Source organism: Burkholderia sp. LS-044 (assembly GCF_004803625.1).
GTDB lineage: Bacteria > Pseudomonadota > Gammaproteobacteria > Burkholderiales > Burkholderiaceae > Burkholderia > Burkholderia cepacia.
Map to the genome: position 1 here is coordinate 11,542 of NZ_SSWO01000028.1, position 13,717 is coordinate 25,258.

10 protein-coding genes are annotated in these 13,717 nt (G+C 60.7%); 4 read left to right on the forward strand and 6 right to left on the reverse strand.

What is annotated here, in order from left to right:
* Window positions 1-98: 98 nt before the first annotated feature.
* The 5 genes from E9536_RS38885 to dnaA form a co-directional block, all read right to left on the reverse strand.
* Entirely contained in the window at window positions 99-3,272 is a 3,174-nt protein-coding gene (locus E9536_RS38885) for a DEAD/DEAH box helicase (RefSeq protein WP_168799623.1), read from the reverse strand.
* A complete protein-coding gene (locus tag E9536_RS38890) occupies window positions 3,262-4,068 on the reverse strand; it encodes a Hachiman antiphage defense system protein HamA (protein ID WP_136472869.1) in 807 nt (268 codons plus the stop codon). The genes E9536_RS38885 and E9536_RS38890 overlap by 11 nt, the downstream gene beginning before the upstream one ends.
* A 511-nt stretch (window positions 4,069-4,579) precedes the next feature.
* On the reverse strand, window positions 4,580-7,054 hold the full coding sequence (gyrB, locus tag E9536_RS38895) for a DNA topoisomerase (ATP-hydrolyzing) subunit B (RefSeq protein WP_021163999.1): 2,475 nt from the start codon (window positions 7,052-7,054) through the stop codon (window positions 4,580-4,582).
* 193 nt (window positions 7,055-7,247) lie between these two features.
* Window positions 7,248-8,354, reverse strand: coding sequence for a DNA polymerase III subunit beta (gene dnaN, locus E9536_RS38905; protein WP_006756934.1), 1,107 nt, complete (start codon window positions 8,352-8,354; stop codon window positions 7,248-7,250).
* 168 nt (window positions 8,355-8,522) lie between these two features.
* A complete protein-coding gene (dnaA, locus tag E9536_RS38910; RefSeq protein ID WP_059487903.1) occupies window positions 8,523-10,106 on the reverse strand; it encodes a chromosomal replication initiator protein DnaA in 1,584 nt (527 codons plus the stop codon).
* Between the two features lie 421 nt (window positions 10,107-10,527).
* On the opposite strand from dnaA, the gene rpmH reads away from it, so the two are divergent.
* From rpmH to yidC, 4 genes are all read left to right on the forward strand, one after another.
* Window positions 10,528-10,662, forward strand: coding sequence for a 50S ribosomal protein L34 (gene rpmH, locus E9536_RS38915; RefSeq protein ID WP_004198824.1), 135 nt, complete (start codon window positions 10,528-10,530; stop codon window positions 10,660-10,662).
* 15 nt (window positions 10,663-10,677) lie between these two features.
* Entirely contained in the window at window positions 10,678-11,139 is a 462-nt protein-coding gene (gene rnpA / locus E9536_RS38920) for a ribonuclease P protein component (RefSeq protein WP_021157986.1), read from the forward strand.
* A gap of 75 nt (window positions 11,140-11,214) precedes the next feature.
* Window positions 11,215-11,481, forward strand: a complete 267-nt coding sequence (yidD, locus tag E9536_RS38925; RefSeq protein ID WP_006750110.1) for a membrane protein insertion efficiency factor YidD — start codon at window positions 11,215-11,217, stop codon at window positions 11,479-11,481.
* 8 nt (window positions 11,482-11,489) lie between these two features.
* On the forward strand, window positions 11,490-13,154 hold the full coding sequence (gene yidC / locus E9536_RS38930; RefSeq protein WP_027788804.1) for a membrane protein insertase YidC: 1,665 nt from the start codon (window positions 11,490-11,492) through the stop codon (window positions 13,152-13,154).
* A 102-nt stretch (window positions 13,155-13,256) separates the two neighbouring features.
* Here yidC and E9536_RS38935 read toward each other — a convergent pair whose 3' ends face one another.
* Window positions 13,257-13,688: a transcriptional regulator gene (locus E9536_RS38935; RefSeq protein WP_059700521.1), complete on the reverse strand. Its 432-nt coding sequence runs from the start codon at window positions 13,686-13,688 to the stop codon at window positions 13,257-13,259.
* Between the last annotated feature and the right edge of the window lie 29 nt (window positions 13,689-13,717).

A 13,717-nucleotide genomic window follows, 5' to 3' on the forward strand; every position in this document is an offset into this window, starting at 1 on the left:
ATTCCTGAGGGAGGAAACATGCGCATCGGGGGCGGACTGAAGCGGATTCCCGTCCCGCGCGGGCTCGCCCTGAACCCCAGATACTCGCAAGCGAGCCATCAAGCTTCCACGATGGTGTCGAGAATCGATTCAAAATAGTGTGGGTACTGCTGAAGAACTTCTCGTACTTCGAATTGCACATTTCGAACGCGGCCAATCACCTCGGCGCGCACTGCCTCGACACCGATTAAGCTCGGTTGCAAATCTTGCACAAGCATGCGGTCTGAAAAGCCCGTTTCGTGAATTGCCACCAGCAGGGCATTAGGTAATCCATACTTCAGGCCGCTTTGCAGTTGTTTCAGCAATTTGACAGTCGGCGGTCTATCGGCCTCGTCCCCTCGCTCGAAGAAAGTAACCAGTGCCGTGAGATAAAGTGAAAACTCGTATCCGAAGCAGTTGTCGCAGATGTCCACAACGTCCCCGGACGTGAACCGACGTTGGCCTGTCCCATGGCGTTTTGCAATGCGCCTTCTGTGTACTTCCTCCTCAATTCGGTAGTACGGCTGACCCGAAAGCCACAGTTGCGCGATATGTTCAAGGTGCTCCTTGCCGATGCACTTTGAGAATAGCTCGTCTTCGCTGACTGCGGCGAGGAGAGGCCATATTGTCGACAGCAATTGCTCTTGTGTAAGCGACGCCAGTACATCTTCGCGATGGTCCTCACACCATCTGTAAATCTTCGCGAGCGCGTTAAGGCCGAGGAGCGTTCTGGAGTTGCGTCGTTGCGCAACCGTATCCGGCTCACGGTCATGCACAGCTCGTGCAACCTCGACGAATATCCGCTTGAGCAGGTCCTTTTGGTCGTCTGACGCGAGCATAAAGGCGAAAGTGCTTTCAGCGAGGCCTTCGACTTGTTGAAGGAACTGCTCGAACTCTTCGTCGCCGCGACTAGCCTGCAAAAAGCTGGCAACAGCGTTCAGCAATCGGGCCTTATGTTTGACCTGTCGCGCAACTGCCTCAGGCGTGGCACGCACCGCGCGCAGATAGACGGGGTCGTCGTTGATTTGCGCCAGTGCATTGTCTTCGTCGGCGAGCAAAGCAACGGCTACATCGAACGCATTCTGGACCTCCTCGGAACCGTCATCGTTCACAATCGGTTCGACGAGAGCCAGAAGCGAGCTACCAGTTGGCTCCACGTTTCGAGCATCAAGCAGTTCTCTAACGGCATCCCATCGCCACCGATTCCGACGTTGCCGAGCATCTTTGTCGTCAAAGACGCGGGTATCGGCGAAGATGACGGAGCCTTCGATATGCATGCCCGCGCGTCCAGCACGGCCCATGAGATTATGAAAGTCTCTAACCTTCACACGCTCACCACCTTGGTAAATGCTTGAGACAATCAGGTATCTGAGCGGTAGATTGACTCCCTGTGCCAGAGTCGACGTACATACCACGAGAGAAATCAAAGATTCTTTCATCGCGTGTTCAATGCACACGCATAGGCCTTGCGGCGTGTTGCCGTGATGAGCAAGGATGCCGAGCCTAGCGCCCATTGTGACGACAGCGTCCCCGCCAAAATGCTTGACGTGCAAATAGACGAGCCGTCGCAGTTCATCCGAGTCCGCAACGGTACTGGGTGCATCAAATGGCACACCACGCGAGAAGTATTCGACCGCCTTTGCAATAATATTCGCCGCACTATCTTTTCGGCCGCAGAAGATTGCGGAGCTACCTTGAGGCGCTAGCTTCAACCCTAGGTACAGCGCAACGTCAGCTGCATCATCTTTTTCAGGGAATACCCGATTTCGCCGCTCGCGACCTTGTAGAGTCAATCTGACCGACTCAATAATCCGTGGAACAAAGTAAGGAAAGTCTTCGGGTGAATCCAAGGCATTGAACTGCAGCGTTCCAAGTGCTGTCTTCCAGCTTGCAAACGCTACGGAACGTTGCGTAGGGGCAAGGTCTTCGCCTCGGGCAACGCGTGAGCGCTCGCCCAGCAGCCATCGTCCGACCACTTCGCCGTTCGAAATCACAGCCGAGACGAGAATTACCTGCGAGTTCCTCGGCAGGGCACTTTTCAAAGCTGTGAGCAGCAGCTCGTAGGTTACGCCTCGAGCTCCCGAGTCGAATTGATGTCCCTCGTCGTAGATGACAAGGCCTATCTTTTCCGCAAGCTCCGGAGATTGGCGCAGCACGTACAAGAACTTTTCCGGCGTGAGCACCAAAATTTGAGGCCGAGGTTGGTGCTCCTCTCCGAGCAACTCAGCCAACAGCTCCGTAAAATCTTCCTGCAGAACGTCGGACAGTTCATTGATTGAGACCTGCTCCCCGGTAAAGGCCTGTCGCAGTGACTTCGAAATCTCGTGGCAAAGGGCCCTGAAGGGCGCAACCACCACAGCGGTGCGCGCGTTGTTCGCCAAGATTGCGCTTCGTATCACTAGTTCGACCGCCCGAGTTTTCCCCGCACTCGTCGGCATCTGCACAACGGCCGACGCGCCGGCGAATATGCCCGATTCCCCCAAGAGCCGTTGTGACGGCCAAAGCTCCGACACGAAGTCTCGTTTGAGAAATACGTCCAACCATGCCTCATCGTCGAGCCTAGAATATCGAGGCAAATTCAAACGACTTGAGTTGCTGACTTTGCGAAGAATGGTTGCTACGCACACGTCGACGAGTGCTACCTCACGGGCACTCCCTCTTGCATAGACCACCCGACGAAGAATTGCCGCATTGCGCAGCAAAATGCGCTCGTCGCCGCCGACGCGAGTTAGCAGTTCAGCCGCAGCCGCTGACACCGCTTGCAGTTCGAGCGAGAACCGGTATTCAGGGGCAACGTACGCGTCTGTCAAGCGATTCGCCAGTGCAAACTGTAAGACCGTCGGGAGTGGGTCATCCACCGGAAAACCTCGGTCCGCGAGAAGATTACTTATCACCAAGCTACTGCCTGGCGTCTCCGACAGGTAGAACGATGCCGCAGCGAGCGTCAGAACCTCATCGTCCAACTCATCGTCGAAGCGTGCGGCGACGTAGGCATGAAAGAAAGATGCCGCAAAGCGCAGACCTTGTCGGTCGGTCGGAACACCAGAGGCGACAAGGGTCGCTCGTTGTTCGTACTGCTCGCACAGCGCGGCCGCTTCGTCCCCCAAGATTCCAATGGTGAGAAGAAAGAGGTCTTCGGGATGGGTGCCGGGAGGGATTGCAAGATGGTGGTTTTCTGGTACCGCATATTCGAACATACGCGCCTTTGCCTGCGTAATGCCGAATAAGCGTCGAGAACTGGCCTCAGGCCTCATTTGCGGCTCTTTCATAGAGGTTGTGAGCGAGCGTCATCAAGTCTTCGCCTCGGATGACCAGCAAGAGAAGAGCTGTCCCGGGCGGATGCGCAACTGTCGAGGTCGCAGCTATCTGCTCAGCGTCGAACACCAAATTGTTGACGACAGCGGCGGCACCGACTTGTTCTGTGAATGGTCTATCAGCTTTCAGCTGAAAGCGTTCCACCAACGCCACTCGTTCGGTATCGCCAATCAGATGCGCTCTGCGCTTCATGGCTAAGAGCGTGTACGCTTGCCTTACCCGGTCTTTCGCGGCATCGTCGACGGCATCCTGCAATCTAGCTCTTGCACGACCACCAGACAACTGAGCCTTCACTTCGAACGTCGTCAGCGTGTCTTGAAGAGCATTTCCGTTCGGACATATTCGCAGTCCGATGATGTCAGTGCCTTTGACCGACTCATTTGGGGTGGCTTTTTCAGAGAATCGCCAGCGAGGCACCCAGTGGTCCAGGCTGTACTCGAGAAAGTCCGAAACGAGTATCTCCGCGAAATCGCCCGCCCGAACGGCGGGTCCTGGATTTTCCGCGTTCGGAAAAATCCGCTCAATCAAAAACTGAGCACGCGAAAGGCCGGTGCCACCTCTAAGGACATCGATGTCGGCATCTAGGCAATAGTGTTCCCGAAAATGACGAGCCCATGCAGCCAGGATTGCATCGTCCGGCTGATGCGCGAACTCGAAAATGCTAACGCTTCTGCCTGCTGTCGTGTTGATTGATGGGTGAGCGACAAACCAACCCATGTGCTCAGGAGGCGGCATCGTCGAGCCTCCGCAACGGTGGAGCGTGAAGCATGAACTTCTCTTCTAGTAAGAATAGCAAACGTACCTCTGCACTTTCGTCAATCTGCAGGGCCGTAAAGCTGGCGATTTCGCAAGCGCCCGTTCTTCAACGGTCGTAGCCAAAACCGGCAATCGACCTTGAGGCCCGACATTCAAAGCTTTAGTGATATGAGATACGTCATCGAGCTCTCAGCAAAAAACGTCGAACACGTTGCGTGTATCTTGCCAGCGTCACCGACTTCGCCCGATTCCACGACTGGTCGACGTCGACTTGAGAGGCATCCTTCCAGAAATATGCGCCCTCCGGAAGGCTAGCTTCTCCACGCCGCTACCGATTTCTTAGACGCTCACTCGCTCTCGGAGATATTTGGGAAGTGCAGGTGCACGTAAATGAATCGTCCATAGTTCCGCACTATTGATGCGAAAAACCCATAAGTTTCTCAACTTATGGGTCTTTTTTTCTCAGGTTATGCGTCTACCTACACATGAGTTAAACGTCAATATTCCCCGCCCGCAATGCATTCGACTCAATAAACGCCCGCCGCGGCTCGACATCATCCCCCATGAGGGTAGTAAAGATCCCGTCCGCAGCAATCGCATCCTCGATCTGCACACGCAGCAGACGCCGCACTGCCGGATCCATGGTCGTTTCCCACAGCTGCTCGGGGTTCATTTCGCCGAGCCCCTTATAGCGTTGTTTGGAGACGTTGCGTTCAGCATCCGCCAGCAGCCACTTCATCGCGCTCTTGAAGTCCGCGACGGCCATGCTGCGCTCACCGCGCTTGATAACCGCACCTTCCCCAATCAGCCCCTTGAACGTATTCGCCGTCGTCACGAGCTGCTGATAATCCGCCGTGTGCTGGAATTCCTGGTCGATGACCGAAACGCGCACGTTGCCGTGATGCGTGCGCTCGACATGCAGCGCCCGCTGTTCGCGAACAGCGTCATACGAAGGCACAACCCGCACTTCGTTCTTCAGCGCTTCATCATGCAACGCAGCGTGCAGCGCCTTAGCCGAAGCCTCGGTCGAAGCCTCGTTGGAAAGATCGATCACCACCCCATCCATGACGGCTTCCAGCGCGGCCGGGTCATACAACCGGCTCAACCGCTCGATGACGCTCTGCGACAGCAGATAAGACCGAGCCAGCTCCCCAAGCGCATCACCCGAAATCGCCGCAGCATTCTCACCCGGCACCAGCTCCGACCCTTGCAGCGCCAACCGCAGCATATGCGCGTTGAGCTCCACGTCGTCCTTCAGATACCGCTCGTCCTTGCCCGCTTTAATCTTGTAAAGCGGCGGCTGCGCGATATACACGTACCCGCGCTCGATCATGTCCGGCATCTGGCGATACAGGAACGTGAGCAGTAGCGTCCGGATGTGCGCACCATCGACGTCCGCGTCGGTCATGATGATGATGCGGTGATAGCGCAGCTTGTCGAGGTTGTAGTCTTCCTTGCCGATCCCGCACCCAAGCGCGGTCACGAGCGTGACGATCTGCTCCGACGACAGCAGCTTGTCGTAACGCGCCTTCTCGACGTTCAGCACCTTGCCGCGCAGCGGCAGGATCGCTTGGAACTTCCGGTCACGCCCTTGCTTCGCCGAACCACCTGCCGAGTCACCCTCGACGATGTAGATTTCGCACTTAGCCGGATCCTTCTCCTGGCAGTCCGCGAGCTTGCCGGGCAGGCCGACGCCGTCGAGCACGCCCTTACGTCGCGTCATCTCACGCGCCTTCCGCGCAGCATCCCGCGCCCGAGCAGCTTCAACAATCTTCCCGCAGATGATCTTCGCGTCGATCGGCGTTTCCAAAAGGAATTCTTCCAGAGCCTTCGCCACAACCTCTTCAACCGGCGCACGAACCTCGGACGAAACCAGCTTGTCCTTCGTCTGCGAGCTGAACTTCGGCTCCGGCACCTTCACGGACAGCACACACGACAGCCCTTCGCGCATGTCGTCGCCGGTCGTCTCGACCTTCGCCTTCTTCGCGATTTCGTTGTCGGTGATGTACTTGTTGATGACGCGCGTCATCGCGGCCCGCAGGCCGGTCAGGTGCGTGCCGCCGTCGCGCTGCGGAATGTTGTTCGTGAAGCACAGCACGTTTTCGTTGTAGCTGTCGTTCCACTGCATCGCGACTTCGACGCCCACGCCGTCCTTCTCGCCGTTGGCGAAGAACACGGTCGGGTGCAGGTTGGTCTTCGTCTTGTTGATGTACTCGACGAAGCCCTTCACACCGCCGGCGAACGCGAAATCGTCTTCCTTGCCCGAGCGCAGGTCGGTCAGGCGAATCCGCACGCCGTTGTTCAGGAACGAGAGTTCACGCATCCGCTTCGCGAGGATGTCGTAGTGATACTCGACCGTGCCGAAAATGGTCGGATCGGCCATGAAGTGCACTTCGGTGCCGCGGTTCTCGGTGTCGCCGGTCACGAGCATCGGCGACACTTCCACGCCGTCCACCACCTCGAGCACGCGATCCTGCGCGACGCCGCGGTGGAACTCCATGAAACGCTTCTTGCCGTCGCGGCGCACGGTGAGGCGCAGCCAGCTCGACAGCGCGTTCACGCACGACACGCCCACGCCGTGCAGGCCGCCGGACACCTTGTAGCTGTTCTGGTCGAACTTGCCGCCGGCGTGCAGTTCGGTCATCACGATTTCCGCGGCGCTGCGCTTCGGCTCGTGCTTGTCGTTCATCTTCACGTCGGTCGGAATCCCGCGGCCGTTGTCGGTCACGGAAATCGAGTTGTCGGCGTGAATCGTCACGTGGATGTCGTTGCAATACCCGGCCAGCGCTTCGTCGATCGAGTTGTCGAGCACCTCGAACACGAGGTGGTGCAGACCGGTGCCGTCAGACGTGTCGCCGATGTACATCCCGGGGCGCTTGCGCACCGCTTCCAGACCTTCGAGGATCTGGATCGACGAGGCGCCGTAGCTGCTGTTATCGGGTTGCGAATTGTGCTGTTCACTCATGGATATCTTCCGGTTCTGCGAGGCCACTCTAGTGGCGGCGCGGTGCGTTTCAGCGAAGGAAATCGCCGGGCCGCTCCAGTTTCCTGGCCCATCCACGGTGCCGGTCAGGCACCGAAAGGACGGGTTGTCGGTTCGCCATAAAAACGCCAAAGGGGCTTGCCGCCCCCTGGTGTGTGTCTTGATGTCGTGCGCGTCAGATGCGCATCGGCATCACGACATACTTGAACTCGTCGTTCTCGGGCACGGTAATCAGCGCGCTCGAGCTGGCGTCGCCGAGGCTCACCTGCACGGTGTCGACCTTCAGGTTCGCGAGCACGTCGAGCAGATACGTGACGTTGAAGCCGATGTCGACGGTATCGCCCTGGTAGGCGATTTCGAGTTCTTCCTGCGCCTCTTCCTGATCGGCGTTGGTCGACATGATCTTCAGCTGGCCCGGCGCGATGATGCAGCGCACGCCCTTGAACTTGTCCGAGGTCAGGATGGCCGCGCGCTGCAGCGAGCGCTGCAGTTCTTCACGGCCGATCTCGAACGTGTTCTTGTGCGCCTTCGGGATCACGCGCTGGAAGTCGGGGAACTTGCCCTCGACGAGTTTCGACACGAGCTCGACCTGGCCGAACGTGAACTTGGCCTGGGTTTGCGCGATGTCGATGGTGACGGTGTCGTCGATGTCTTCGAGCAGGCGCTGCAGCTCGAGAATCGTCTTGCGCGGCACGATGACTTCCTGGCGGCCGAACGTGCCGCCTTCGAGCTTCATCGACGAGAACGCGAGGCGGTGGCCGTCGGTGGCCACGGCCATCAGCTGGTCGCCGTCGACGACGAGCAGCATGCCGTTCAGGTAGTAGCGGATGTCCTGCTGCGCCATCGCGAAGTGCACCATGCCGAGCAACTGGCGGAACGACTTCTGCGGGACGGTCAGCGTGGCGCCGAAATCCTTCGCCTGTGCGACGGTCGGGAACTCGTCGGCCGCCAGCGTCTGGAGTGCGAAACGGCTCTTGCCCGATTGAACGGTGAGGCGCTTGTCGGCGAGCGACAGCGTGACCTGGCCGTCAGGCATCGCGCGCAGGATGTCGAGCAGCTTGCGGGCCGCGACGGTGGTCGCGACCTGGTCGCCGCCGACGCCGAAATCGGCGCGCGTGGTGATCTGCAGCTCCAGGTCGGTCGACAGGAATGAAACGTCCGGGCCGTTCTTGGTGATCAGCAGGTTGGCGAGGATCGGCAACGTATGGCGGCGTTCGACGATGCCGCTGACCGTTTGCAGCGGCCTGAGGAGGGTGTCTCGTTCGGTCTTGACCAGTTGCATAGAGTTCCTTCGTTGAGTAACGGCCTGCAGCGCAGCAGCCTCGCAGCGCCCCGCCGGCCGGGCTCTTGGCCCGCCACCACCGGGGCGGTCAAACCAGTATTGTGCCTCAAAACCGAACCGCCCCCCTTAAATTGGGGCGGAGGCCGAATTATCAAGCGCGCCGCGCGCTCAGCCCTTCAGCGTTTGTTCCAGCACGTGCAGCTCGTGGTTGAGCTGCGCGTCCTTGCTGCGCTCGTCGGCGATCTTGCGCACCGCGTGCAGCACGGTGGTGTGATCGCGCCCGCCGAACAGCTCGCCGATTTCCGGCAGGCTCTTCTGCGTGAGTTCCTTCGCGAGATACATCGCAATCTGTCGCGGCCGCGCGATGTTCGCGGGGCGCTTCTTCGAGTACATATCCGCGACCTTGATGTTGTAGAAGTCGGCGACGGTCTTCTGGATGTTCTCGACCGAAATCTGCCGGTTCTGCACGGTCAGCAGGTCCTTCAGCGCTTCCTTGGTCAGCTCGATCGAGATCTCGCGGCCGTGGAACTTCGAGTACGCGAGGATCTTGCGCAGCGCGCCTTCGAGTTCGCGCACGTTCGAGCGCAGGTGTTTCGCGACGAAGAACGCGACGTCTTCCGACAGGTTCACGCCTTCCGACTGCGCCTTGCGCATCAGGATCGCGACGCGCATTTCCAGCTCGGGCGGCTCGATCGCGACGGTGAGGCCCGAGTCGAAACGCGAGATCAGGCGATCGTCGATGCCCGAGATTTCCTTCGGATACGTGTCGCTGGTGATGATCACCTGCGCCTTGTTCGCGACGAGCGCCTCGAACGCGTAGAAGAATTCCTCTTGCGTGCGCGACTTGCCGGAGAAGAATTGAATATCGTCGATCAGCAACAGGTCGAGCGAATGGTAGTAGCGCTTGAAGTCGTCGAACGCCTTGCGCTGGTACGCCTTCACCACGTCGGACACGTACTGTTCCGCATGGATGTAGCGGATCCGCGCGCCGGCCTTGTCGAGCAGCAGCTGGTTGCCGATCGCGTGGATCAGGTGGGTCTTGCCGAGGCCGACGCCGCCGTACAGGAACAGCGGGTTGTACGAGATGCCCGGATTGTCCGCGACCTGGATTGCCGCGGCGCGCGCGAGCTGGTTCGCCTTACCGGTCACGAAGTTGTCGAACGTGAGCACAGGGTTCAGCTTCGAACGCTCGTACATCGAATCGGCTTCGCCGCCGTTCGCGGGTGCGGCACCCGGCCCCGGGCGCCACGTGCGGCGGCCGGCGGCCGCTTCGTGCGCGGGCAGGCTCGGCAGGTCGATGTCGGCGTCGTCGGCGTTCAGGTGGTGCGCGGCAGCCGCCGACGGCGTCATCGGCACGTCGGCCGGCGCGGTGGGCGCAGCGCCGGCGTTCGCGGCCAGGTTGGCGGCGATCGCGGCCACCGTGGCGGCCGGGCCGCTCGGTGCGAGCGGCGCGCGCGGGGCGGCTGCGCCCGATGCGGCGCCGGCCGCGGCACTGCGCATGCCTGCCTTGGGATCGAGGACGAACTGGACTTCGATCGGCGTGTTCCAGAATTCGCGGGCCAGATCGGAGATCCGTCCCGAAAACTGGCTCTTGACCCAGTCCAGCTTGAAGCGGTTCGGCGCGGCGATGGACAGCGTGTTCGCCGACGCATCGAAGGCCACCGGGGCCAAGGGTTTGATCCACGTCACGTACTGCTGGGGCGTCAGCTCGCGCTCCAGCAGTGCGGAACAGTGTTGCCAGAAATCGTTCATCAAGTAACTGTCGTTTTTTGCGTGCACAGCGCGGCTCGCCGGCGCCCTTGTCGCGGTTGCGCAACAAGGCCCGAAGCGGTCGTGCGAGCGTGCCTCGGACGCCTGCGTCACAGTGTTGGAGGGGCAGGCGCGGGCCGAGGCGGCGTGCGGGATTCTTGGAGATAAGGCGAGATTCTACCGCCAAACGCGACCACAGCGCGAGTTATCCACAGGCCGGGATTGTGGATCGCGGGGCCGGATCGGCGCGGGCCGGCACAGGCGAGCGACTCCTAAAGTATTGACCGTCAAGAGAAAAACGGTTTAAATAGCGGGTTCCGCGAAAACCAATCCTGTATTCCCGGCGATTGCGTTCGCCCGAATGCCTACGGTTAAGGGCACGCGGTCCCCTGAATTTCGACATTCTCGAACAAGTGAGAACATCATGAAACGTACTTACCAACCGTCCGTGACGCGCCGCAAGCGCACCCATGGCTTCCGTGTCCGCATGAAGACGGCAGGTGGCCGCAAGGTCATCAACGCTCGCCGCGCGAAGGGCCGCAAGCGCCTCGCCATCTAAGGCAGGTTGCGCGCTGTGTCCGCCGTCCGCAGTCCTGCGGAAGGTGCCGTCGAGCCGGGTGCGAATCCGTCGCAGACGAAAGCCGCCTTCCCGAAAGCTGCGCGACTTCTGAAAACGGATGAATTTTCATCCGTTTTTCGTTTGCGCCCCTGGCGGCGTTCCGCGCACTTCGTGATTTACGGCAAGCCGACCGGTCAGCCCGCGCGTCTGGGGCTCGTCGTCGGCAAGAAGTATGCGCCGCGTGCGGTTACACGTAACCTCGTGAAGCGGCTGGCGCGCGATGCGTTTCGCTTGCGCCGGGCCGAGTTCGCCGGTTACGACCTGCTGCTGCGGCAGCACACGCGCTTCGACAAGAAAGCGCTGCCGAGCGCGGCTTCAGCCCCGCTCGCGGCGATGTGCGCGGCCGAGATCCGCGAGCTGCTCGACAGGGCAGTCCGGGAAATCGCCCGCCGTGCGTCGAAGCCCGCGTCCGAGTGACGCATCCGTGCCCGGTGCGGCGTTCGCGCCTGCCCGGCCGGTTTTGACGCGGCGTCGTACGGCGCCGCCCAAGGTATGGAAACGGTATTGATCGCCTTGCTGCGCTTCTACAAGGTTGCCGTGAGCCCGATGCTCGGCAACCGTTGCCGTTTTTATCCTTCCTGTTCGGATTACGCGCGCGAGGCAATCCAGTATCATGGCGCCGCGCGCGGCACGTATCTCGCCGTCAGGCGCGTGTGCCGATGCCATCCGTTTTCCGCGGGCGGCATCGACCTCGTCCCGCCGCCCAACTCCGACACTCGCGCTCGCGGCGAAGCCGACGCGCGGTCCCATCGACTCTGAGACAACGCATGGATATCAAACGCACCGTCCTATGGGTGATCTTCTTCATGTCAGCTGTCATGCTGTACGACAACTGGCAGCGGTCCCATGGACGCCCGTCGATGTTCTTCCCGAGCGCCACGCAGACGGCCCCCGCGGCCGCTGCCGGCGGTGCATCGGGCACGGGCGCGACGACGACCGCAGGTGAAGTGCCTGCCGCCGCAGCCGGCGCCGCCCCGTCGACCACTGCTCCGGCCGCCCAGGCGCAGCTCGTGAAGTTCTCGACCGACGTGTACGACGGCGAAATCGACACGCGCGGCGGCACGCTCGCGAAGCTGACGCTGAAGAAGCAGGGCGACGGCAAGCAGCCCGACCTGTACATCACGCTGTTCGACCACACGGCCGGCCATACGTATCTCGCACGCTCGGGCCTGCTCGGCGGCGATTTCCCGAACCACAACGACGTCTACACGCAGCTGAACCCCGGCTCGACGTCGCTGACGGGTGACCAGAACGCGCTGAAGCTGTCGTTCGAATCGCCGGTGAAGGGCGGCGTGAAGGTCGTGAAGACCTACACGTTCACGCGCGGCAGCTACGTGATCGGCGTCGACACCAAGATCGACAACGTCGGCACGGCGCCTGTCACGCCGACGGTCTACATGGAACTGGTGCGCGACAACACGGCCGTCGAAACGCCGATGTTCTCGCATACGTTCCTCGGGCCGGCGGTCTACACGGACGCGAAGCACTTCCAGAAGATCAACTTCAGCGACCTCGACAAGAACAAGGCCGACTACGTGACCTCCGCCGACAACGGCTGGGTCGCGATGGTGCAGCACTACTTCGCGTCGGCCTGGATTCCGCAGCAGGGCGTGAAGCGCGACATCTACGCTGAAAAGATCGATCCGACGCTGTACCGCGTCGGCGTGAAGCAGCCGGTCGCCGCGATCGCGCCGGGCCAGTCGGCCGACGTGCAGGCACGCCTGTTCGCCGGTCCGGAAGAGGAGCGCATGCTCGAAGGCATCGCGCCGGGCCTGGAACTCGTGAAGGACTACGGCTGGGTGACGATCATCGCGAAGCCGCTGTTCTGGCTGCTCGAGAAGATCCACGGCTACATCGGCAACTGGGGCTGGTCGATCGTGCTGCTCACGATCCTGATCAAGGCGGTGTTCTTCCCGCTGTCGGCTGCGAGCTACAAGTCGATGGCGCGCATGAAGGAAATCACGCCGCGCATGCAGGCGCTGCGCGAACGCTTCAAGAGCGATCCGCAGAAGATGAACGCCGCGCTGATGGAGCTGTACAAGACCGAGAAGGTCAATCCGTTCGGCGGCTGCCTGCCGGTCGTGATCCAGATCCCGGTGTTCATCTCGCTGTACTGGGTGCTGCTCGCCTCGGTCGAAATGCGCGGCGCGCCGTGGGTTCTGTGGATTCACGACCTGTCGCAGCGCGATCCGTTCTTCATCCTCCCGGTGCTGATGGCCGTGTCGATGTACGTGCAGACGAGCCTGAACCCGACCCCGCCGGACCCGGTCCAGGCGAAGATGATGAAGTTCATGCCGATCGCGTTCTCGGTGATGTTCTTCTTCTTCCCGGCCGGCCTCGTGCTGTACTACGTCGTGAACAACGTGCTGTCGATCGCGCAGCAGTACTACATCACGCGCAAGCTCGGCGGGGCCAAGAAGAAACCGGCCTGACGCCCGTTGCACACGCGGGCGGCGAGCCGCCCGCGATGCACGCAAAAAAAGCCGCATGGTTCGCGCCATGCGGCTTTTTGCTTTTGCGGTTCCGGTGCGGGTTCAGCCTTTCTTCGATTCGCCCGAGTCGCCGTAGAACTGCTCGACCAGTTCCTGTACAAGGTAGCGATGATGCGGCGACAGCGCTTCAATCTTCGACGCGAGTTCGATCGTCTCGGGCGTCGGCGGATAGCGCTCGTCGCGCGGCAGCGGTTGCGGCGTCGGATGTTCGATCACGCTCGGCGACGGGCCGTAATGCAACCAGTGGAGTTCGACGCGCAGCCATTCGGCGAGCGTGGCGAGTTTGTCCGACGTCGGAATCGTGCGACCCGTCAGCCACTTATGCGCGGTTTGCGGCGAAACGGGTTGCGCTCCGCGGTGACGCAGATTGAATCGGTTCGCCAGTTCGGTCGCACCGGTGACCTTCTCCGGGCTGCGCCGCAGGGCGAATTTCAGGCGTTCCGAGAACGCGGCTTTTTCTTCGGATGTCGGCATGGGGGAGATTGTGCAATTCCACCACCACG